We start from the raw sequence: 18954 nt of genomic DNA, 5'->3' as shown, positions 1-18954 counted from the left end.
TGAGAGGAGGATTTCCCTATGCAAGCAAAAGCTGTCGCTAGAACAGTACGTATTGCTCCTCGTAAAGTCCGTTTAGTAGTAGATTTAATCCGAGGCAAGCAAATTGGCGAAGCTGTTGCGATTTTGAACCATACTCCAAAAGCAGCATCTGTTGTTGTTGAGAAGTTATTGAAATCTGCAGCTGCTAACGCTGAACACAACTACGAAATGGACCTGAATGACCTAGTCATCAGCGAAGTATTCGTTGACGAAGGACCAACACTTAAACGTTTCCGTCCACGTGCAATGGGACGCGCAAGCGCAATTAATAAACGCACAAGCCACATTACATTAGTGGTATCTGACCAGAAGGAGGGATAATTCGTGGGACAAAAAATACATCCAATTGGGATGCGTATCGGAATCATTCGTGATTGGGAGTCTAAATGGTACGCTGAGAAAGATTATGCGACACTTCTTCACGAAGATATTAAAATCCGTGAATATGTTGAAGCACGTTTGAAAGAAGCTTCAGTTTCTAAAATCGAAATTGAGCGCGCTGCAAACCGTGTTAACGTAACTATTCATACTGCGAAACCAGGTATGGTAATTGGTAAAGGTGGATCTGAAGTAGAAGTACTTCGCACACAACTTAATTCTATGACTGGCAAGCGTGTACACATCAACATCATTGAAATTAAACGAGCTGACCTTGATGCAAGATTGGTTGCTGAAAGTGTTGCACGTCAATTGGAAAACCGAGTATCATTCCGTCGTGCACAAAAACAAGCGATCCAACGCACTATGCGTTCTGGCGCTAAAGGAATCAAAACTCAAGTATCTGGACGTCTAGGCGGCGCTGACATAGCGCGTGCTGAACACTACAGTGAAGGTACTGTTCCGCTCCATACGCTCCGCGCTGACATTGATTATGCGCATGCTGAAGCAGACACAACTTATGGTAAGCTTGGCGTAAAAGTATGGATCTACCGCGGTGAAGTCCTTCCAACTAAGAAGAAATCTGAGGAAGGAGGCAAATAATATGTTAATGCCTAAACGCGTTAAATATCGTAGAGAGCACCGAGGCAAGATGCGCGGAGAAGCTAAAGGCGGTAAAGAAATTGCATTCGGCGAATTTGGTCTCCAAGCACTAGAATCATCTTGGATCACTAACCGTCAAATCGAAGCAGCACGTATTTCCATGACTCGTTACATGAAACGTGGCGGTAAAGTCTGGATTAAAATTTTCCCTCATAAGCCATATACGAAAAAGCCTCTAGAGGTACGTATGGGATCTGGTAAAGGTTCACCTGAAGGCTGGGTAGCCGTTGTCAAAACTGGTAAAATCATGTTCGAACTTGGTGGAGTAACTGAAGAAGTGGCACGCGAAGCATTACGCCTTGCATCTCACAAACTTCCAATCAAAACGAAGTTCGTAAAACGCGAAGAAATTGGTGGTGAATCGAATGAAAGCTAATGAAATCCGTGACCTAACCACTGCTGAGATTGAACAAAAAGTGAAATCACTGAAAGAAGAGCTTTTCAACCTTCGCTTCCAATTGGCTACTGGTCAATTAGAAAACACTGCTCGCATCCGCGAAGTACGTAAAGCGATTGCCCGTATGAAAACTGTGATTCACGAAAGAGTACTCAGTGGCAATAACTGATAAATCGAGAGGAGGTTTGCAAGTATGACTGAGCGTAACCAACGCAAAGTATACACAGGCCGTGTTGTGTCTGACAAAATGGACAAAACCGTTACAGTAATGGTTGAAACTCAAAAGAAGCATGCATTCTATGGCAAACGTGTAAAATACTCTAAGAAATATAAAGCTCATGATGAGCTAAACGAAGCGAAAATGGGCGACGTAGTTCGCATCATGGAAACTCGTCCGTTATCAGCTACAAAACGTTTCCGCGTATTGGAAATTGTAGAAAAAGCGGTTATCATTTAATTTAAATAATTTCGGAACCTAAGAAATTCCGGAGGGAGGTTACCTAAGTGATCCAACAGGAAAGTCGTTTAAAAGTTGCAGACAACTCGGGTGCTCGTGAAGTACTAACGATTAAAGTACTTGGTGGTTCTGGTCGTAAGACTGCAAACATCGGAGACGTAATCGTTTGTACCGTGAAAAAAGCAACACCAGGTGGCGTTGTTAAGAAGGGTGAAGTCGTTAAGGCTGTCATCGTTCGCACGAAAAGCGGAGCTCGCCGTAAAGACGGTACTTATATCAAATTTGATGAAAACGCATGTGTCATTATCCGTGACGACAAAGGTCCACGCGGAACTCGTATTTTCGGACCTGTTGCCCGCGAACTTCGCGATAACAGCTTCATGAAAATCGTATCACTTGCTCCTGAAGTTCTTTAATAAATCAATGTGCCATACCAAGGAGGTGCGACAGAATGCATGTTAAAAAAGGCGATACAGTTAAGGTAATCTCAGGCAAAGACAAAGGCAAAACAGGTGTTGTTTTGACTGCTTTACCTAAGAAAGACCGTGTGCTTGTTGAAGGTGTAAACATCATTAAAAAGCATACAAAACCGAACCAGGCAAATCCACAAGGTGGAATTGTCAGCCAAGAAGCAGCAATTCACGTTTCTAACGTAATGTTACTTGACCCTAAATCCGGCGAGCCGACTCGTGTAGGATATAAGGTTGAAGATGGTAAAAAAGTTCGTGTTGCAAAAAAATCCGGCGAAAAATTAGATAAATAAAATTCCTGAATGAAGGGAGGTACACACATGAACCGCCTAAAAGAAAAATATGTCAATGAAATCACTCCTGCTCTAGTGAGCAAGTTTGAATATAAATCGGTAATGCAGGCACCTGAAGTAAACAAAATCGTCATCAACATGGGTGTAGGCGAAGCTGTTCAAAACACTAAGTCACTTGACTCTGCTGTTGAAGAATTACAAACGATCACTGGTCAAAAACCAGTTATTACTAAAGCTAAGAAATCTATCGCTGGCTTCCGTCTACGTGAAGGTATGCCAATCGGATGTAAAGTTACACTACGCGGAGAGCGTATGTATGACTTCCTGGACAAATTAATTGCTATCTCACTTCCACGTGTTCGTGATTTCCGTGGCGTATCGAACAAATCGTTCGACGGCCGTGGTAACTACACACTTGGCGTGAAAGAACAGTTAATCTTCCCAGAAATCGATTATGATAAAGTTTCAAAAGTACGCGGTATGGACATCGTAATTGTAACGACTGCGAACTCTGATGAAGAAGCTCGTGAGTTATTAACACAATTCGGAATGCCGTTCCAAAAGTAAACGTGAGGGAGGCGTAAACGTGGCTAAAAAATCTATGATCGCAAAACAAAAACGCACGCCAAAGTTTAAAGTACAAGAGTACACACGCTGTGAACGATGCGGACGTCCGCATTCAGTATTACGCAAATTTAAACTTTGCCGTATTTGTTTCCGTGAACTTGCATATGTGGGACAAATTCCTGGCGTCAAAAAAGCCAGCTGGTAATCCCCTAATTTGGGAAGGAGGTAAAAGTAATGACAATGACAGATCCGATTGCAGATATGCTGACACGCATTCGTAACGCAAACATGGTTCGTCACGAGAAATTAGAGCTTCCAGCTTCTAATGTGAAAAAAGACATCGCTGAAATCCTTAAGCGTGAAGGTTTCGTTCGTGACGTAGAATACGTTGAAGATGATAAACAAGGCATGATCCGAATTTTCCTTAAATACGGAGCTAACAATGAGCGCGTTATTACTGGATTGAAACGCATTTCAAAACCAGGACTACGTGTTTATGCAAAAACTAATGAGGTGCCACGTGTACTAAACGGTCTTGGAATCGCTTTAGTCTCAACATCACAAGGTTTAGTAACTGATAAAGAAGCCCGCGCGAAACAAATCGGCGGAGAAATCATAGCATACGTTTGGTAATAAGCAACAAACGAATGGAGGTGCAAAAGAATGTCACGTGTAGGTAAAAAACCAATCGAGGTTCCTGCTAACGTTACAATCACTCTTGGAGACAAGAATGCTGTAACTGTTAAAGGACCTAAAGGCGAGTTAACTCGCGAATTCCACAAAGATATTACAATCGCTCTTGAAGATAACGTGCTAACATTGACACGTCCTTCGGATTCTAAAGATCACCGCACAAACCACGGTACAACTCGTGCTTTGCTTGCAAACATGGTTACTGGAGTTTCAGAAGGATTCCAACGCACACTAGAACTAGTAGGTGTTGGTTACCGTGCTCAATTACAAGGTGAAAAATTGGTTCTTAACGTAGGTTACTCTCACCCGGTTGAATTCACACCGGAAAACGGAGTATCAGTTGAAGTTCCAGCAAACACAAAAGTTATTGTAAAAGGTATTGATAAAGAACGTGTTGGAGCTCTTGCTTCGAACATTCGCCAAGTACGTCCACCAGAGCCATATAAAGGCAAAGGGATCCGTTACGAAGGAGAAGTCGTTCGCCGCAAAGAAGGTAAAACAGGTAAATAATGCTGCTTAGGCAGGCTGAAAGGAGTGACCTCAGTGATTACGAAACTCGACAAAAACGCATCTCGTAAAAAACGTCATGCTCGCGTACGTTCTAAAATTACGGGTACAGCACAACGCCCACGTTTAAACGTATTCCGTTCAAATAAATACATCTACGCTCAATTGATCGACGATATGAATGGCGTTACACTTGCAAGTGCATCATCTATGGAGAAAGATTTCTCAGTAGAATCTACTGGCAACGTGGAAGCAGCAACTAAAGTCGGCGAAACAATCGCAAAACGCGCTACTGAAAATGGCTTAAAATCAGTTGTTTTCGACCGCGGTGGTTATTTATATCATGGACGTGTAAAAGCATTAGCAGAAGCTGCACGTGAAAATGGTTTACAATTTTAAAAAGAAGGAGGGACACATTTCATGCGTCGTATTGATCCAAACAAACTTGAACTTGAAGAACGCGTAGTTACGATTAACCGCGTAGCGAAAGTTGTAAAAGGTGGACGTCGTTTCCGTTTCTCTGCATTAGTTGTTGTAGGCGACAAAAATGGTAATGTTGGTTTTGGTACTGGTAAAGCTCAAGAAGTTCCAGATGCTATCCGCAAAGCTATTGAAGATGCGAAGAAAAACCTAATCGAAGTACCAATGGTTAAGGGTACAACTCCACACTTAGTAATCGGTCGTTTTGGTGCAGGCCAAATTCTTATTAAACCTGCTTCTCCGGGTACTGGTGTAATTGCTGGCGGACCTGTTCGTGCGGTACTTGAATTAGCTGGAGTACAAGATATTTTATCTAAATCTCTAGGTTCAAGCACACCAATCAACATGGTACGTGCAACTATTAACGGTTTAACTCAATTGAAAAGTGCTGACCAAGTTGCAAAACTTCGCGGCAAATCAATAGAAGAACTGTTAGGATAGGAGGGAAAATCACATGGCAACTAAATTGGAAATTACCCTCACAAAATCTGTGATCGGTACTAAACCGACACAACGTAAAACTGTTCAATCATTGGGATTGCGCAAAATGCATCAAACTGTTGAGCACCAAGATAATGCAGCCGTTCGCGGAATGCTCGTTAAAGTCGCTCACTTAGTAACGATTAAAGAAGTTTAATTACGGATTTCTATAGAAGGAGGTGCCAACTAAATGAAACTTCATGAATTAAAACCGGCAGAAGGTTCACGCAGCTCAAGAAAGCGCATCGGACGCGGTATCGGTTCAGGTACTGGTAAAACAGCAGGTAAAGGTCATAAAGGTCAAAACGCACGTTCAGGCGGCGGTGTTCGTCCTGGATTTGAGGGTGGTCAAAACCCATTATTCCGTCGTTTGCCAAAACGTGGATTTACCAACATTAACCGTAAAGACTATGCAGTTGTAAATATTGAAGTGCTAAACCGTTTCGACGAAGGCACAGAAGTAACACCTGCATTGTTGATTGAAACAGGTGTTGTGAGCAATGAACGTTCTGGAATCAAAATTCTGGGCAATGGTAGCTTAGAAAAGAAATTGACAGTAAAAGCTCACAAATTCTCTGGATCAGCTAAAAAAGCGATTGAAGCTGCTGGCGGACAAACCGAGGTGGTTTAATGTTTCAGACAATCTCTAATTTTATGCGCGTGACTGATATTCGAAATAAAATATTCTTTACATTATTGATGCTCATCATTTTCCGTATTGGAACTTTTGTTCCAGTACCGAATGTTGATGCTTCAGTTTTGCAAGCTACTGACCAGATGGGTCTGGTTGGATTCTTAAATACTTTCGGTGGAGGTGCCCTTGCTAACTTTTCGATTTTAGCGATGGGAATTATGCCATACATTACAGCATCAATCATCGTGCAATTATTGCAGATGGATGTTGTACCGAAATTTGCAGAGTGGGCGAAACAAGGGGAAGTCGGAAGACGGAAACTTGCTCAATTCACTCGCTACTTCACAATCGTTCTTGCCTTTATTCAAGCAATCGGTATGTCTTACGGATTTAACCAAATGTACGGCGGTTCTTTAATCCAGAATGACACGATTTCAACTTACGTTGTCATCGCTATTGTCTTGACTGCTGGTACGGCGTTTCTACTGTGGCTTGGTGAGCAGATTACGGCAAAAGGTGTGGGGAACGGTATTTCGATTATCATCTTCGCAGGGATTGTCGCTGCAGTACCAGGTGCTATTAATCAACTATATGCACAGCAGATCCAAGGAGCTGGAGATCAGCTGCCGATCAACATTGCCATTATGGCATTGCTTGCATTAGCTGTTGTTGCCATTACGGTTTTGGTTATTTATGTTCAACAAGCGTTGCGTAAAATACCGATTCAGTATGCAAAACGAGTTGCTGGCCGTGGTCAGACAACAAGTGGGCAGCAAACGCATTTACCTTTGAAAGTAAACGCGGCCGGAGTTATCCCGGTAATCTTTGCAGTAGCGTTTATTATTACGCCACAAACCATTGCTTCTTTCTTTGGTGCCAACGCGTTTACAGAAGCGATTCAGAGTACGTTTGATTATACGCGTCCGGTCGGCATGATCATTTATGTCGCTTTGATCGTAGCATTTACGTATTTCTACGCTTTCATTCAGGTTAATCCTGAGAACGTGTCGGATAACTTAAAAAAACAAGGTGCATACATTCCGGGAATCCGTCCGGGTAAAAATACGCAAGATTACTTAACAAGTGTGTTATACCGATTGACATTCGTTGGTGCCATTTTCTTAGCAGTTATTGCTGTTCTACCGATTTTCTTCATTAACATTGCGAATTTACCGCAATCGGCGCAAATCGGCGGAACAAGTCTTTTAATTGTTGTAGGGGTAGCACTAGAGACGATGAAGCAATTAGAATCTCAACTTGTGAAACGTCATTATAAAGGCTTTATGAAATAATCAGTAGGATATAAAGAGACGTGAAAGCGTCTCTTGTCCAATTGTTTGAGGGGGACAACGTATGAATATCGTATTAATGGGTCTACCGGGTGCCGGAAAAGGTACTCAAGCAGACGAAATTGTTAAGAAGTACGACATCCCTCATATTTCTACAGGTGACATGTTCCGTGCTGCTATAAAAGGTGGAACGGAACTGGGCTTGAAAGCTAAATCATTCATGGATCAAGGTGCTCTAGTGCCTGATGAAGTGACAATCGGCATTGTCCGAGAACGACTAAGTGCGAAGGATTGTGAAGAAGGCTTCTTATTAGATGGCTTTCCACGTACTGTCCCTCAAGCTGAAGCGTTGGAATCTCTTCTGGCCGATCTTGATAAGCGAATCGAGCATGTCGTAAATATTCAAGTCGAACAAGACGAATTGATTGCACGTTTAACAGGCCGATGGATCTGTAAAGTTTGTGGAACTGCTTACCATACTGTGTTTAACCCACCGGCTAAAGCTGGCGTGTGCGACAAAGATGGCGGAGAACTCTATCAGCGTGAAGATGATAAGCCTGAAACCGTCACGAAGCGTCTAGAAGTAAATATGCAACAAACACAGCCGCTTCTTGATTTCTATGAAAGCAAAAACGTGCTGCAAAATATAGATGGACAGCAGGACATCAAAAAAGTATTTGCTGACATTGATGCTCTTCTAAAGGGCGACCGAGGCTAAATCCCCGGCGCCGGGCGCAGTTAGTTGCCTCCATGTGGCTTTAAAGGGGCACCGGAGATATGAATTTTCGAGAGCTGCAAAAGCAAACAAGGCTCAGGATACAAATATTGTTGCAAATGCACTTTAGTGCAATTATGCACCGATGCTAGTATAATGAGTTTCGTGGAAGCATCTGTGTAACGGGTTTGGAACTCATCCAAGGCAGTCCGGGCAGTCGAGGATACATGAGACAGACTGGCTTTGCCGGATTAACCCCGGCCCGCTAGACTGCGGGGCTCGGAGAATATCTTCGAATGTCACTCATGCATTTCTCGTGAATGAATGTACTACACTATTCAATCAGCAAATACTGTTTGAAGATGAGAACCTGATTTGTATACAGAAGGGAGACTGGGTCGATGGCGAAAGACGATGTAATTGAAATCGAAGGAACTGTCGTTGAGACTTTGCCTAACGCGATGTTTAAAGTAGAATTGGAAAACGGTCACACGATTCTCGCGCACGTATCTGGCAAGATTCGCATGCATTTTATCCGCATTCTGCCAGGAGATAAAGTGACAGTAGAACTTTCTCCTTATGATTTAACACGCGGTCGTATCACATACCGTTTTAAATAATCTTTTGCACTCCGGACCACTAAGGAGGTTGGGTTAGATGAAAGTGAGACCATCTGTAAAACCGATCTGTGAAAAATGTAAAGTTATTCGCAGAAGCGGTAAAGTAATGGTAATCTGTGAAAATCCGAAACACAAACAAAGACAAGGCTAATTTGAAGGAGGTGCATCGCACACATGGCACGTATTGCTGGTGTTGACATTCCGCGCGACAAACGCGTTGTTATTTCATTAACATATATTTTCGGTGTTGGTAAAACAACTGCACAGAAAGTTCTTTCTGCTGCTGGTATCTCTGAAGAGACACGCGTTCGTGATCTTACAGAAGACGAGTTGAACAATATCCGTGAACAATTAGATCAATACAAAATCGAAGGTGACCTTCGCCGTGAAGTTTCAATGAACATCAAACGCTTGATGGAAATTGCTAGCTTCCGAGGGATTCGCCATCGTCGTGGACTACCTGTTCGCGGTCAAAATACGAAGAACAATGCGCGTACGCGTAAAGGTCCTCGTAAAACTGTAGCTAACAAGAAAAAATAATCAGTAAAGGAGGTTTCTTCTTAACATGGCACGTAAACAACAAACTCGTAAGCGTCGTGTGAAAAAGAATATCGAATCTGGTATTGCTCACATCCGCTCAACATTTAATAACACAATCGTTACTATCACTGATATGCAGGGTAACGCTGTTTCATGGTCAAGTGCAGGGGCTCTAGGATTTAGAGGTTCACGTAAATCTACTCCTTTCGCTGCGCAAATGGCTGCTGAAACTGCTGCTAAAACATCAATCGAACACGGTCTTAAAACTCTAGAAGTTACAGTTAAAGGTCCTGGTTCAGGTCGTGAAGCTGCTATCCGTGCGCTTCAAGCTGCCGGACTAGAAGTTACAGCGATTAAAGATGTAACTCCAGTACCTCATAACGGTTGCCGTCCGCCAAAACGCCGTCGCGTATAATCGTTAATCTGAATAGGATTTTTGAACATCACGACTTACTGGATGGGTTCTGAATCGTAGCGAAAGTCTGTGACTATCGAATTCTTGATGACACGAAAAAAAACCGACGTTTTGAAGGAGGGTAAACTGAATGCTCGAAATAGAAAAACCAAAGATTGAAACGGTTGAGATCGATAACAATTCCAAATTCGGAAAATTTGTTATTGAACCTCTTGAGCGTGGATATGGAACCACTTTAGGAAACTCCTTACGTCGAATCTTACTTTCATCTTTACCTGGCGCAGCTGTTACTTCAATTCAAATTGATGGCGTACTGCATGAATTCTCCACTGTCGAAGGTGTAGAAGAAGATGTAGCAACAATCATTTTGAATATTAAGAAGCTGGCTTTGAAAATTTACTCTGACGAAGAAAAAGTCATTGAAATTGATATAAAAGGTGATGGAACGGTTACGGCTGCAGATATCACGCACGATAGTGACGTGGAAATTCTGAATCCGGATCTATATATTGCAACAATCGCTAAAAATGGTCACCTACGTATGCGTATGTATGCGAACAGAGGCCGTGGATACGCTCGTGCAGATCAGAACAAACGTGAAGATCTTCCGATTGGTGTTATCCCGATTGACTCTATTTACACTCCAGTTTCACGCGTTAACTTCCAAGTGGAAAATACTCGTGTGGGCCAACTGGCTCATTTCGATAAATTATCTCTTGATGTTTGGACAGATGGCAGCATTGGTCCAAAAGAGGCAATTGCGCTTGGAGCTAAAATTTTTACTGAGCATTTAAATATCTTCGTAGGATTAACAGATGAGGCACAAACGGCTGAAATCATGGTTGAAAAAGAAGAAGACCAAAAAGAAAAAGTATTAGAGATGACTATCGAAGAACTTGATCTTTCGGTTCGATCTTACAACTGCTTAAAGCGTGCGGGTATCAACACGGTACACGAACTGGCAAGCAAGTCGGAAGACGACATGATGAAAGTACGCAACCTTGGACGCAAATCACTTGAAGAAGTTAAAGTGAAGTTGGAAGATTTAGGTCTTGGACTTCGTAAAGAAGACTGAGATTAAGATCGGATCCGAACTATTCAACAAAGGAGGGAAACTTCAATGAGAAAGCTTCAACGTACAAGTTCTCAACGTAAAGCACTATTACGTGACCTTACAACAGACTTAATCGTACATGAACGCATTCAAACGACTGAAGCTCGTGCGAAAGAAGTGCGTTCGACTGTAGAAAAAATGATTACGCTTGGTAAACGTGGAGATCTTCACGCTCGCCGTAAAGCAGCAGCATGGATGCGCCGTGAGTTGGTTACAACTGCAGACGCTGAAGGCAACGAAACGACAACTTATGCATTGCAGAAATTGTTTGATGACGTTGCACCACGTTACGCTGACCGTCAAGGCGGTTACACTCGTATTATGAAAATGGGGCCTCGTCGCGGAGATGGCGCACCTATCGTTATTATCGAATTGGTTTAATTTGAATCAATAGATTCAAATTAAAGCCTCCGGCGGATGTCACGGATTTTGAAAGGAATTAATTGCGCTAGCGCAATTCAAAATCCGGACGCAATTATGCCGAGGCATAATTGATTTACTTGAAGGGGGTCAATAGCCCTCTTCTTTTAGCATTATGATTTATACGACAATATGAAAAGCTGAGTGTTATGATGAGCGAGCCGAAAGGCGGCGTCTCGTCTAGCTCTACGCACCTCATTCAACCCTGGCTTAAGCAACCGGGGAAGCCATAGAGACAGAAAAGCGCATTTCTCTGAATGAGGTGCGCGCTTTTTTTATTTATTTTAGGTTTTACAAACGCGCATAAAAACCAGTAGAGTAGAGAAGAGTTAAGCAAGTGTTAGAGGAGGTTAGCTGAGATGAATTCGACTATCTTGTCATTCGAAAATGTGACATTTACATATACGCAAGAAGACGAGTCGGTAAAACCCGCTGTAGCAGATTTGTCATTCTCCATTCAAGATGGGGAGTGGATTGCCTTAGTGGGTCACAATGGCTCTGGAAAATCGACAATTGCTAAATTGATGAACGGCTTATTATTTCCGCAAACCGGTCAAGTATCAGCCATGGGCAAATTGATGGCTGAGGAGAGTTTGTGGGACATCCGTTCCCAAATGGGCATGGTTTTTCAAAACCCAGATAATCAGTTTGTCGGAGCAACGGTTCAAGATGATGTTGCTTTTGCATTGGAGAACAACGGTGTGCCACATAAAGAAATGGTGGTTCGTGTCAAAGAGGCTTTGCACCAAGTGAAGATGGACGATTATCTTGATCATGAACCTCATCATTTGTCGGGTGGCCAAAAACAGCGTGTGGCGATTGCGGGTGCACTGGCGCTCCGTCCACGTTTATTGATTTTGGATGAAGCAACTTCGATGCTCGATCCGCAAGGGCGTATGGAAGTGATTGAAACCATTCGTGAACTTCGGGAAGCAACAGGTTTGACGGTAATATCCATTACGCACGACCTGGAAGAAGCAGCACTTGCTGATCGTATTCTTGTAATGAACGCAGGCCATAAGCAGTTAGAAGGAATACCAGAATCTGTGTTCCTTTCGGGTAATGAATTAACAACTTTGGGTTTAGATTTGCCGTTTTCGATGCGCATGACGCATTTGTTGCGAGAAGCGGGTCTGGCGTTACAAGGAGAACATATGACAGAAGAAGAATTGGTGGATGAGTTATGGACATTTTACTCCAGGAAGTAGGATATAGTTACGCGAAAGATACGCCCTTTGAAAAGAGAGCACTGACGGATGTATCGCTGCATATTCCTTCTGGTTCCTATACGGCTATTATTGGCCATACTGGGTCTGGCAAATCAACTGTTCTTCAACATCTCAATGCGCTCTTAAAACCAACTGAAGGGTCCGTTACGATTGGTGACCGTAAAATCGAAGCTGGTGTAAAAGCAAAGAATTTGCGTGATGTTCGGCGACAAGTAGGGATTGTCTTTCAGTTTCCTGAGCAACAACTGTTTGATGAGACGGTCTTAAAGGATATTATGTTCGGACCTTTAAATTATGGTGTGCCAGAAGAAGAAGCGAGCCGCCGGGCGCATGAATTAGTCGAACAGCTTGGGTTGCCTGCAGAAGTTTTGACAAAATCGCCGTTTGACTTGTCCGGTGGGCAAATGCGTCGCGTGGCTATCGCTGGCGTGTTGGCGATGGAACCAGATGTATTGGTGTTAGATGAACCGACAGCAGGCCTTGACCCACGTGGTCGCCGTGAGATTATGGACTTGTTTTACCGTTTGCATATTGAAAAAGGACTAACAACGGTGCTGGTGACGCACAGCATGGAAGATGCGGCGCGTTACGCAGATAATGTGGCGATTATGCACAATGGTCGCTGTGTGGTCACAGGAGAGCCAACAGCAATCTTTTCAAATGAAGAGCAACTGAGAGATTACCGTTTGGAACCACCGCGGACCATTCGGTTGCAACGAAAATTTGAAGCCAAAACAGGAATTCAACTGGGTGTTGTTTCATTGACAGAAGAAGCGTTGGCTCAAAACATTGCATCCGCATTATTGGAAGGGCGTGATTCCGAATGATGGAGAAAATGATTTTTGGTCGATTTATTCCTGGTGATTCTGTTATTCACCGAATGGATCCACGGGCGAAAATTTCATTTGTTTTTGTGTTTATTGCCATCGTGTTTATTGCGAATAGCGCAGTGACTTATGGGATTTTGCTAGGATTTACTTTGCTGGTAGTATTCTTATCCAAAATTCGTTTGTATTTCTTGATAAATGGATTGAAACCAGTCTTTATATTGTTGATATTCACTTTTTTATTGCATATTTTCTTTACGCGTGAAGGTGATATATTAGTGGATTTTGGTTTTATTGAAATTTATGAAGAAGGTTTGCGGCAGGGGATATTCATTTCGATTCGCTTTTTAGTACTGGTGTTTATTACTAGTATTTTAACCTTGACGACTTCACCGATTTCTATTACAGACGGGATTGAAGTACTGCTTGGTCCATTTAAACGAATCAAGTTGCCGGTCCATGAACTGGCGTTGATGATGTCGATTTCGTTGCGGTTTATCCCGACGCTTATGGACGAGACTGGGAAGATTCTCAAGGCGCAAATGGCCAGAGGTTCTGACATTGGCTCAGGGCCGATTAAAGAGCGCATTAAGGCGGTTGTGCCCTTGCTGATTCCGCTGTTCGTCAGTGCCTTTAAACGGGCAGAGGACTTGGCTACAGCGATGGAAGTTCGTGGCTACCGCGGTGGCGAAGGGAGAACGCGCTATCGCCAACTCAATTGGCGTTCTATCGATAGCTTGAGCCTGCTTGTGCTAGCGGGGCTCGCGGGAATGCTTTGGTATTTCCGGGTATAAGGAGAGAAATTATGAAACGATTAAAAGCGACCATTGCGTATGATGGTTCTGGATTTGCAGGTTATCAAGTGCAGCCAGACAAGCGCACGGTCCAGCTCGAATTAATGAACGTGTTAAAAACCATTCATAAAGGAAAAGTTGTGCAAGTCGTGGCAAGCGGACGGACAGATGCCAAAGTCCATGCTACCGGACAAGTCGTTCATTTTGATACAGCGTTTTCCATCCCGATGACGGGTTGGTTAAAGGCTTTGAATGTGCTATTGCCAGAAGACATCCGCGTGAACGCGATTGAAGAAGTCGATGCGTCTTTTCATGCGCGGTATCATACGACAGGTAAAACTTATCGTTATAAATGGAATCGCAGTCAAATCATCAGTCCGTTCACGCGCAATTTGATGGTTCACATCAAGCAACCACTCGATGTAGAAGCAATGACCATAGCGGCACAGGCATTGATTGGCACTTACGATTTCTCCAGTTTTTGTGCGGCGAATACCGCAGTAGTCGATAAAGTGCGAACAGTTCGACGCCTGGAGTTTGAAGAACATGGTGACGAATTGCATATGATTATTGAAGGATCTGGCTTTTTATACAATATGGTTCGCATTATTGCAGGGACCTTAACGGAAGTCGGTACCGGCAAAAGAGCAGCTGACGAACTTAGTCGAATTGTGGCTGCAACGGACCGGGACGCCGCTGGAAAAACAGCGGCAGCACATGGGCTTTACTTGGAAAGCGTGATGTACGAGAGCTGAAGCAACTTTTCCTGGTGTTTTTAGAAAACCCCTTGACTTTTTAGCACTTTCGTTATAACATGATGTATGGTATTTTCATTACCCCCACGATATGCCCCGGAAGGTTATTTGTGTTAAGGGATAACGAAAAAACGGAACAGCGGAACACTGTAAAAGAACTTAAAAGAGACGATATATTAGGAGGACAATATACATGCGTACAACATTCATGGCTAAGGGTCACGAAGTAGAGCGTAAATGGTTAGTTGTCGATGCAGAAGGGCAAACTCTTGGACGTTTAGCTTCTGAAGTCGCTTCAATCTTACGTGGAAAATATAAACCAACATTTACACCAAACGTTGACACTGGTGATCACGTGATCATTATCAACGCTGAAAAAATTCACCTTACAGGTAACAAACTTGCAGACAAGATCTATTACCGTCACACACAATACACGGGTGGACTTAAACAACGTACTGCACTTGAAATGCGCACAAAATACCCAACGAGAATGCTTGAATTGGCTATTAAAGGGATGCTTCCAAAAAACTCTTTAGGTCGTCAAACGTTTAGAAAGCTGCATGTCTATGCTGGCCCTGAACACAACCACCAAGCACAACAACCAGAAATCTATCAACTACGCGGTTAATAATTAGTAAATTAGAGGAGGATACACCTTTGGCACAAGTTCAATATATTGGGACAGGTCGTCGTAAAAACTCAACAGCTCGCGTACGTTTAGTACCGGGTGACGGCACAATTACAATCAACAAACGTGACGTAGCGGACTACGTTCCTTACGAAACACTACAACAAATTATCAAACAGCCACTAGTTGCTACGGATACTCTAGGAAGCTACGACATCCTAGTAAACGTAAACGGCGGTGGATTCACAGGCCAAGCCGGAGCAATCCGTCACGGTATCGCACGCGCTCTACTAACTGTAGACCCTGCATTCCGTCCTGCGTTGAAATCTGCTGGGTTGTTAACACGTGACCCACGTATGAAAGAACGTAAGAAACCAGGTCTTAAATCAGCACGTCGTGCACCTCAGTTCTCAAAACGTTAATTTCGATTTTCGTTTACAAAGCACTTTCCGAAGAAATTCGGAAAGTGCTTTTTTTATGTTCAAATGGAGGTTCGAACAGGTAAAATAGAAGGAAATGGGGGGGATGCCGAAATGAACCGGATCAATTTAATTTGCCTGGGTGTGAAAGACATGGGAACATCCGTAAAGTTTTACAGAGATGGCCTCGGCTTTAAAACGACGGAAAAAGGGAACAATCCTGAAATCGTGTTTTTCAATTCGGCTGGTACGAAACTGGAGTTGTATCCATTGGAGGACTTAGCGAAAGATATCGATGAAAAGAACCCGCCAAGTGGCAGCGGATTTTCAGGCATTACGCTGGCCTATAACGCAAAGTCTAAAGAAGAAGTGGATAGAGTGATGGCTCTTGCGGAAGCGGCTGGAGGAAGGATTATCAAAGAACCAAAAGAAGTTTTCTGGGGAGGTTATTCAGGTTACTTCACCGATCCCGACGGCTATTACTGGGAAGTAGCATGGGGTCCGGACTTTACGTTCGATGAAAACGATATGCTGGAAATTGATTCGTAAGTTGGGCTCTTGGCCACGCCAGTTATTCTGTTGAAGAAACACCACTTCGCCCGAGCTCTCATAGCCACCGGAGCGCAGTGGCTTTTTTCATTTTTCTTATAAGACCGAATAGATTAAAAATAAGATTTGCTGTGCTATACTTTATGGTGAGCAAAATTGATAGGGAGTGTATCGATATGTTAACTGAAGTACAAGTACGCGAATTACTCGGAGCGTTAGAAGATCCGTTTTTACATAGATCGTTAACTGAAACAGATGGCATTACGTCTGTAACGATTAAGGAAGAGAAAAAACACGTCAGTGTCAAATTGGCAATTGCTAAAACAAATACACCTGAACAAATGCAGTTACAGATGAAAGTTGTCGATGTATTAAAAGGAGCGGGAGCGGGTTCTGTCGGAATTCGTTTTGAAGAGCTCTCAACAGAAGCTTTAGCAAAATTCCGTGGCACAGCTGATGAATCAGAAGCGCAGGATTTGTTATCTCCATTGAACAAAGTTGAATTTATTTCAATTGCCAGCGGTAAAGGTGGGGTTGGTAAATCGACGGTATCTGTTAACTTAGCAATTGCATTGGCGCGTTTAGGCAAAAAAGTGGGCTTAATCGATGCAGATATCTACGGTTTTAGTGTGCCAGACATGATGGGCATTGATAAATCGCCAGTCGTTCGTGGTCAAACAATCATTCCAGTAGAGCGCTTCGGCGTAAAAGTAATTTCGATGGGCTTTTTCGTAGAAGACAATATGCCAGTCGTTTGGCGTGGCCCGATGCTCGGCAAAGTACTTGATCAATTTTTCCGCGATGTAGAATGGGGAGATTTGGATTACCTTCTATTGGACTTGCCACCAGGTACAGGGGACGTTGCACTCGACATTCACCAAATGCTACCGGCATCTAAAGAAATCGTTATCACCACACCACACCCGACTGCAGCGTTTGTTGCGGCACGTGCTGGAGCGATGGCGCTTCAAACCAATCACGAGGTGTTGGGTGTTATTGAAAACATGTCATGGTTTGAAAGCCAAGAAACGGGTAAGAAAGAATTTCTTTTCGGACAAGGTGGCGGACCGAAACTTGCAGAAGAGTTGCAAGCGCCGCTACTTGGACAAATTCCACTGGGTCAGCCTGACTGGAACGAAGCTGACTTTGCACCGTCTGTTTACTTGGCGGATCATCCGACAGGGAAAATCTACGAAGACATTGCGCAGCAAGTACTTAAACAATTTGCTGACAAAAAATAAGATAGTGAGCAGTCCGGAAGCCATAATCGGTTTCCGGGCTTTTATTTTGTGCAATCCTCAGGAGGATATGGCGATTCAGTAACAAAGATTCGACTTTCAAGCTTTGTTCACAATCTATCGTGTACAGTGAATGGATTTTTTAATAGCCGGTTGGTACAATCGTAAAAGAACTTTAAATAACGGAGGCATTCAATTGACAATACGAAATTGGGTTAAGTTTTTCTTGAAAGCTTTATTAATTGGTGGAGCGGTAACCGGCGTACTCGGTTTATTCGTTCGCTGGGATGATATATTTTCACAACCGTTTCATGCAGGACACTGGGGCGAATTCTTGGCAGGATTTGTCTGGCTCGTTATTATTGGCTTAACGATGAGCATTATTAGCCAATTGTGTTTCTTTGCTTACTTGACGGTGCATCAGATTGGGATGAACATATTCCGTACATTGCGTTTGTGGAATTGGATTCAACTTTTGATTATCGTCGTAGTCGTTACAGATTTGATTTTATTCCGCTTTGCGCCAAACGCAGAAACGACTGAACAGGTTTGGTTATATGGAATCTTATTAACAATCTTGATCGTTACCGGAGTGGTTACGGCATATGTGAAAGCAAAATGGACCAATAAAGAAACATTTATTTCTGCATTGTTCTTCATGATTGTTATTACGACGGTTGAATGGCTGCCGGCGTTGATGGTAGAAGAAGGGAATATCGACAGCTGGGTTACTTTATTGCTGTTCCCATTCTTAGCAGTAAATGCGTATCAGTTATTGGTGTTGCCGAAATACAACGCACAATCAGATATTGATCGCCAGAAATTAGAAGAACGACGTGCTGCAAGAAAAGCAAAAGCGTAAGCATTGTTTCGTAAGAAAAATCATTTAACCGCTTGTTTCAACAAAGTGGCTAAATGATTTTTTGTTTTAATAAAATCAATTGCACGATGAGCGAATGTAGGTGGCTGTAAGGGAGCGGGATACTTTTTCAAATTTTTAAAGAGAGAATACAGAAGGGAAAACAGGGTTTTAAGAAAAACTTTTGCGAAAGTGTTGACAGAAATGTAATCATGCTTTAATATAATAAAAGTCGCCAAGCAACAACGAACAACACAAACAAAACGGCGGCAACCAAACACAACAACTTGAACCTTGAAAACTGAACAGCAAAACGTCAATAAATAGCAACGGTCGCGCAAAACGGCCCGCGCAAAACTTACTGATCAGCATTACGCAGATCAAAGCGAATCGTGCGTCTTCGGACGGCGATACGCCAGCAGTATTGAGCAATCAACACTACTCTATAATGGAGAGTTTGATCCTGGCTCAGGACGAACGCT

At 43.0% G+C, this 18954-nt stretch carries 32 protein-coding genes; all 32 read left to right on the top strand.

The window, feature by feature from the left end:
• Positions 1-18 precede the first annotated feature (18 nt).
• The 32 genes from rplV (at position 19) to FQ085_RS17115 (ending at position 18475) form a co-directional block, all read left to right on the top strand.
• Positions 19-360: a 50S ribosomal protein L22 gene (rplV, locus tag FQ085_RS17270; RefSeq protein WP_008432509.1), complete on the top strand. Its 342-nt coding sequence runs from the start codon at positions 19-21 to the stop codon at positions 358-360.
• Positions 361-363: 3 nt separating this feature from the next.
• Positions 364-1020: a 30S ribosomal protein S3 gene (gene rpsC, locus FQ085_RS17265; protein ID WP_008497438.1), complete on the top strand. Its 657-nt coding sequence runs from the start codon at positions 364-366 to the stop codon at positions 1018-1020.
• Between the two features lies 1 nt (position 1021).
• Positions 1022-1456: a 50S ribosomal protein L16 gene (gene rplP / locus FQ085_RS17260; RefSeq protein ID WP_006828935.1), complete on the top strand. Its 435-nt coding sequence runs from the start codon at positions 1022-1024 to the stop codon at positions 1454-1456.
• The gene (gene rpmC, locus FQ085_RS17255) at positions 1446-1646 is read left to right on the top strand and encodes a 50S ribosomal protein L29 (RefSeq protein ID WP_006828936.1); all 201 of its coding nucleotides are present in this window, start codon (positions 1446-1448) and stop codon (positions 1644-1646) included. The genes rplP and rpmC overlap by 11 nt, the downstream gene beginning before the upstream one ends.
• 24 nt (positions 1647-1670) lie before the next feature.
• Positions 1671-1934, top strand: coding sequence for a 30S ribosomal protein S17 (rpsQ, locus tag FQ085_RS17250; protein ID WP_008432511.1), 264 nt, complete (start codon positions 1671-1673; stop codon positions 1932-1934).
• Positions 1935-1981: 47 nt separating this feature from the next.
• Entirely contained in the window at positions 1982-2350 is a 369-nt protein-coding gene (gene rplN, locus FQ085_RS17245) for a 50S ribosomal protein L14 (protein WP_006828938.1), read from the top strand.
• Between the two features lie 35 nt (positions 2351-2385).
• Entirely contained in the window at positions 2386-2697 is a 312-nt protein-coding gene (gene rplX, locus FQ085_RS17240) for a 50S ribosomal protein L24 (protein ID WP_058386721.1), read from the top strand.
• A gap of 27 nt (positions 2698-2724) precedes the next feature.
• Positions 2725-3264 (top strand): 50S ribosomal protein L5, encoded by a 540-nt coding sequence (gene rplE, locus FQ085_RS17235; RefSeq protein ID WP_006828940.1) that lies wholly within the window; start codon positions 2725-2727, stop codon positions 3262-3264.
• A gap of 19 nt (positions 3265-3283) precedes the next feature.
• Complete coding sequence (gene rpsN / locus FQ085_RS17230) at positions 3284-3469, top strand: 30S ribosomal protein S14 (RefSeq protein ID WP_006828941.1); 186 nt, start codon at positions 3284-3286, stop codon at positions 3467-3469.
• A gap of 29 nt (positions 3470-3498) precedes the next feature.
• Positions 3499-3897, top strand: a complete 399-nt coding sequence (rpsH, locus tag FQ085_RS17225) for a 30S ribosomal protein S8 (RefSeq protein WP_006828942.1) — start codon at positions 3499-3501, stop codon at positions 3895-3897.
• Positions 3898-3927: 30 nt separating this feature from the next.
• A complete protein-coding gene (gene rplF, locus FQ085_RS17220) occupies positions 3928-4467 on the top strand; it encodes a 50S ribosomal protein L6 (RefSeq protein ID WP_058386720.1) in 540 nt (179 codons plus the stop codon).
• A 33-nt stretch (positions 4468-4500) separates the two neighbouring features.
• Complete coding sequence (rplR, locus tag FQ085_RS17215) at positions 4501-4863, top strand: 50S ribosomal protein L18 (RefSeq protein ID WP_058386719.1); 363 nt, start codon at positions 4501-4503, stop codon at positions 4861-4863.
• A 21-nt stretch (positions 4864-4884) separates the two neighbouring features.
• Positions 4885-5385 carry a 30S ribosomal protein S5 gene (rpsE, locus tag FQ085_RS17210; RefSeq protein ID WP_008497444.1) on the top strand — a complete coding sequence of 167 codons (501 nt, stop codon included), beginning with the start codon at positions 4885-4887 and terminating at the stop codon, positions 5383-5385.
• Between the two features lie 13 nt (positions 5386-5398).
• A complete protein-coding gene (gene rpmD / locus FQ085_RS17205; RefSeq protein WP_058386718.1) occupies positions 5399-5581 on the top strand; it encodes a 50S ribosomal protein L30 in 183 nt (60 codons plus the stop codon).
• A 33-nt stretch (positions 5582-5614) separates the two neighbouring features.
• The gene (gene rplO, locus FQ085_RS17200; protein WP_058386717.1) at positions 5615-6055 is read left to right on the top strand and encodes a 50S ribosomal protein L15; all 441 of its coding nucleotides are present in this window, start codon (positions 5615-5617) and stop codon (positions 6053-6055) included.
• Entirely contained in the window at positions 6055-7350 is a 1296-nt protein-coding gene (gene secY, locus FQ085_RS17195; protein WP_058386716.1) for a preprotein translocase subunit SecY, read from the top strand. Before rplO ends, secY begins: the two co-directional genes overlap by 1 nt.
• Before the next feature lie 61 nt (positions 7351-7411).
• Positions 7412-8065 (top strand): adenylate kinase, encoded by a 654-nt coding sequence (locus FQ085_RS17190; protein ID WP_058386715.1) that lies wholly within the window; start codon positions 7412-7414, stop codon positions 8063-8065.
• A gap of 398 nt (positions 8066-8463) precedes the next feature.
• Positions 8464-8682 carry a translation initiation factor IF-1 gene (gene infA / locus FQ085_RS17185; protein ID WP_006828950.1) on the top strand — a complete coding sequence of 73 codons (219 nt, stop codon included), beginning with the start codon at positions 8464-8466 and terminating at the stop codon, positions 8680-8682.
• A 37-nt stretch (positions 8683-8719) separates the two neighbouring features.
• Positions 8720-8833, top strand: coding sequence for a 50S ribosomal protein L36 (rpmJ, locus tag FQ085_RS17180; protein ID WP_058386714.1), 114 nt, complete (start codon positions 8720-8722; stop codon positions 8831-8833).
• Between the two features lie 23 nt (positions 8834-8856).
• Positions 8857-9222, top strand: a complete 366-nt coding sequence (gene rpsM, locus FQ085_RS17175; RefSeq protein WP_006828952.1) for a 30S ribosomal protein S13 — start codon at positions 8857-8859, stop codon at positions 9220-9222.
• Positions 9223-9247: 25 nt separating this feature from the next.
• A complete protein-coding gene (gene rpsK, locus FQ085_RS17170) occupies positions 9248-9637 on the top strand; it encodes a 30S ribosomal protein S11 (protein ID WP_006828953.1) in 390 nt (129 codons plus the stop codon).
• A 130-nt stretch (positions 9638-9767) separates the two neighbouring features.
• On the top strand, positions 9768-10712 hold the full coding sequence (locus tag FQ085_RS17165; RefSeq protein WP_058386713.1) for a DNA-directed RNA polymerase subunit alpha: 945 nt from the start codon (positions 9768-9770) through the stop codon (positions 10710-10712).
• 45 nt (positions 10713-10757) lie between these two features.
• Positions 10758-11132, top strand: coding sequence for a 50S ribosomal protein L17 (gene rplQ / locus FQ085_RS17160; protein ID WP_008432531.1), 375 nt, complete (start codon positions 10758-10760; stop codon positions 11130-11132).
• A 398-nt stretch (positions 11133-11530) separates the two neighbouring features.
• On the top strand, positions 11531-12379 hold the full coding sequence (locus tag FQ085_RS17155) for an energy-coupling factor ABC transporter ATP-binding protein (RefSeq protein WP_058386712.1): 849 nt from the start codon (positions 11531-11533) through the stop codon (positions 12377-12379).
• Positions 12355-13227 (top strand): energy-coupling factor ABC transporter ATP-binding protein, encoded by an 873-nt coding sequence (locus tag FQ085_RS17150; protein WP_058386711.1) that lies wholly within the window; start codon positions 12355-12357, stop codon positions 13225-13227. The genes FQ085_RS17155 and FQ085_RS17150 overlap by 25 nt, the downstream gene beginning before the upstream one ends.
• Positions 13224-14021, top strand: a complete 798-nt coding sequence (locus tag FQ085_RS17145) for an energy-coupling factor transporter transmembrane component T family protein (RefSeq protein WP_058386710.1) — start codon at positions 13224-13226, stop codon at positions 14019-14021. The genes FQ085_RS17150 and FQ085_RS17145 overlap by 4 nt, the downstream gene beginning before the upstream one ends.
• A gap of 11 nt (positions 14022-14032) precedes the next feature.
• A complete protein-coding gene (gene truA, locus FQ085_RS17140) occupies positions 14033-14776 on the top strand; it encodes a tRNA pseudouridine(38-40) synthase TruA (RefSeq protein WP_149457253.1) in 744 nt (247 codons plus the stop codon).
• Between the two features lie 193 nt (positions 14777-14969).
• Entirely contained in the window at positions 14970-15407 is a 438-nt protein-coding gene (gene rplM, locus FQ085_RS17135) for a 50S ribosomal protein L13 (protein ID WP_058386708.1), read from the top strand.
• Positions 15408-15436: 29 nt separating this feature from the next.
• A complete protein-coding gene (rpsI, locus tag FQ085_RS17130) occupies positions 15437-15829 on the top strand; it encodes a 30S ribosomal protein S9 (protein ID WP_058386707.1) in 393 nt (130 codons plus the stop codon).
• A 111-nt stretch (positions 15830-15940) separates the two neighbouring features.
• Positions 15941-16375: a VOC family protein gene (locus FQ085_RS17125; protein ID WP_058386706.1), complete on the top strand. Its 435-nt coding sequence runs from the start codon at positions 15941-15943 to the stop codon at positions 16373-16375.
• 176 nt (positions 16376-16551) lie between these two features.
• On the top strand, positions 16552-17616 hold the full coding sequence (locus FQ085_RS17120) for an Mrp/NBP35 family ATP-binding protein (RefSeq protein ID WP_058386705.1): 1065 nt from the start codon (positions 16552-16554) through the stop codon (positions 17614-17616).
• A 193-nt stretch (positions 17617-17809) separates the two neighbouring features.
• A complete protein-coding gene (locus FQ085_RS17115; RefSeq protein WP_058386704.1) occupies positions 17810-18475 on the top strand; it encodes a KinB-signaling pathway activation protein in 666 nt (221 codons plus the stop codon).
• Positions 18476-18954 lie beyond the last annotated feature (479 nt).

Origin of the sequence: Planococcus sp. ANT_H30, assembly GCF_008369335.1 — a bacterium.
GTDB classification, from domain to species: Bacteria; Bacillota; Bacilli; order Bacillales_A; family Planococcaceae; genus Planococcus; species Planococcus kocurii.
This window is presented reverse-complemented; position numbering and strand designations above follow the sequence as displayed.

Coding starts and splice junctions, on each gene's coding strand:
- rplQ (WP_008432531.1), top strand. CDS start 10,758: ATGAGAAAGCTTCAACGTACAAGTTCTCAACGTAAAGCACTATTACGT.
- rpsM (WP_006828952.1), top strand. CDS start 8,857: ATGGCACGTATTGCTGGTGTTGACATTCCGCGCGACAAACGCGTTGTT.
- rpsK (WP_006828953.1), top strand. CDS start 9,248: ATGGCACGTAAACAACAAACTCGTAAGCGTCGTGTGAAAAAGAATATC.
- rpsH (WP_006828942.1), top strand. CDS start 3,499: ATGACAATGACAGATCCGATTGCAGATATGCTGACACGCATTCGTAAC.
- rplO (WP_058386717.1), top strand. CDS start 5,615: ATGAAACTTCATGAATTAAAACCGGCAGAAGGTTCACGCAGCTCAAGA.
- rplE (WP_006828940.1), top strand. CDS start 2,725: ATGAACCGCCTAAAAGAAAAATATGTCAATGAAATCACTCCTGCTCTA.
- rpsQ (WP_008432511.1), top strand. CDS start 1,671: ATGACTGAGCGTAACCAACGCAAAGTATACACAGGCCGTGTTGTGTCT.
- truA (WP_149457253.1), top strand. CDS start 14,033: ATGAAACGATTAAAAGCGACCATTGCGTATGATGGTTCTGGATTTGCA.
- rpmD (WP_058386718.1), top strand. CDS start 5,399: ATGGCAACTAAATTGGAAATTACCCTCACAAAATCTGTGATCGGTACT.
- FQ085_RS17150 (WP_058386711.1), top strand. CDS start 12,355: ATGGACATTTTACTCCAGGAAGTAGGATATAGTTACGCGAAAGATACG.
- FQ085_RS17145 (WP_058386710.1), top strand. CDS start 13,224: ATGATGGAGAAAATGATTTTTGGTCGATTTATTCCTGGTGATTCTGTT.
- secY (WP_058386716.1), top strand. CDS start 6,055: ATGTTTCAGACAATCTCTAATTTTATGCGCGTGACTGATATTCGAAAT.
- rpsE (WP_008497444.1), top strand. CDS start 4,885: ATGCGTCGTATTGATCCAAACAAACTTGAACTTGAAGAACGCGTAGTT.
- FQ085_RS17165 (WP_058386713.1), top strand. CDS start 9,768: ATGCTCGAAATAGAAAAACCAAAGATTGAAACGGTTGAGATCGATAAC.
- FQ085_RS17190 (WP_058386715.1), top strand. CDS start 7,412: ATGAATATCGTATTAATGGGTCTACCGGGTGCCGGAAAAGGTACTCAA.
- rplP (WP_006828935.1), top strand. CDS start 1,022: ATGTTAATGCCTAAACGCGTTAAATATCGTAGAGAGCACCGAGGCAAG.
- FQ085_RS17155 (WP_058386712.1), top strand. CDS start 11,531: ATGAATTCGACTATCTTGTCATTCGAAAATGTGACATTTACATATACG.
- rplM (WP_058386708.1), top strand. CDS start 14,970: ATGCGTACAACATTCATGGCTAAGGGTCACGAAGTAGAGCGTAAATGG.
- rplX (WP_058386721.1), top strand. CDS start 2,386: ATGCATGTTAAAAAAGGCGATACAGTTAAGGTAATCTCAGGCAAAGAC.
- rpmC (WP_006828936.1), top strand. CDS start 1,446: ATGAAAGCTAATGAAATCCGTGACCTAACCACTGCTGAGATTGAACAA.
- FQ085_RS17120 (WP_058386705.1), top strand. CDS start 16,552: ATGTTAACTGAAGTACAAGTACGCGAATTACTCGGAGCGTTAGAAGAT.
- rpmJ (WP_058386714.1), top strand. CDS start 8,720: ATGAAAGTGAGACCATCTGTAAAACCGATCTGTGAAAAATGTAAAGTT.
- rplV (WP_008432509.1), top strand. CDS start 19: ATGCAAGCAAAAGCTGTCGCTAGAACAGTACGTATTGCTCCTCGTAAA.
- infA (WP_006828950.1), top strand. CDS start 8,464: ATGGCGAAAGACGATGTAATTGAAATCGAAGGAACTGTCGTTGAGACT.
- rplF (WP_058386720.1), top strand. CDS start 3,928: ATGTCACGTGTAGGTAAAAAACCAATCGAGGTTCCTGCTAACGTTACA.
- FQ085_RS17125 (WP_058386706.1), top strand. CDS start 15,941: ATGAACCGGATCAATTTAATTTGCCTGGGTGTGAAAGACATGGGAACA.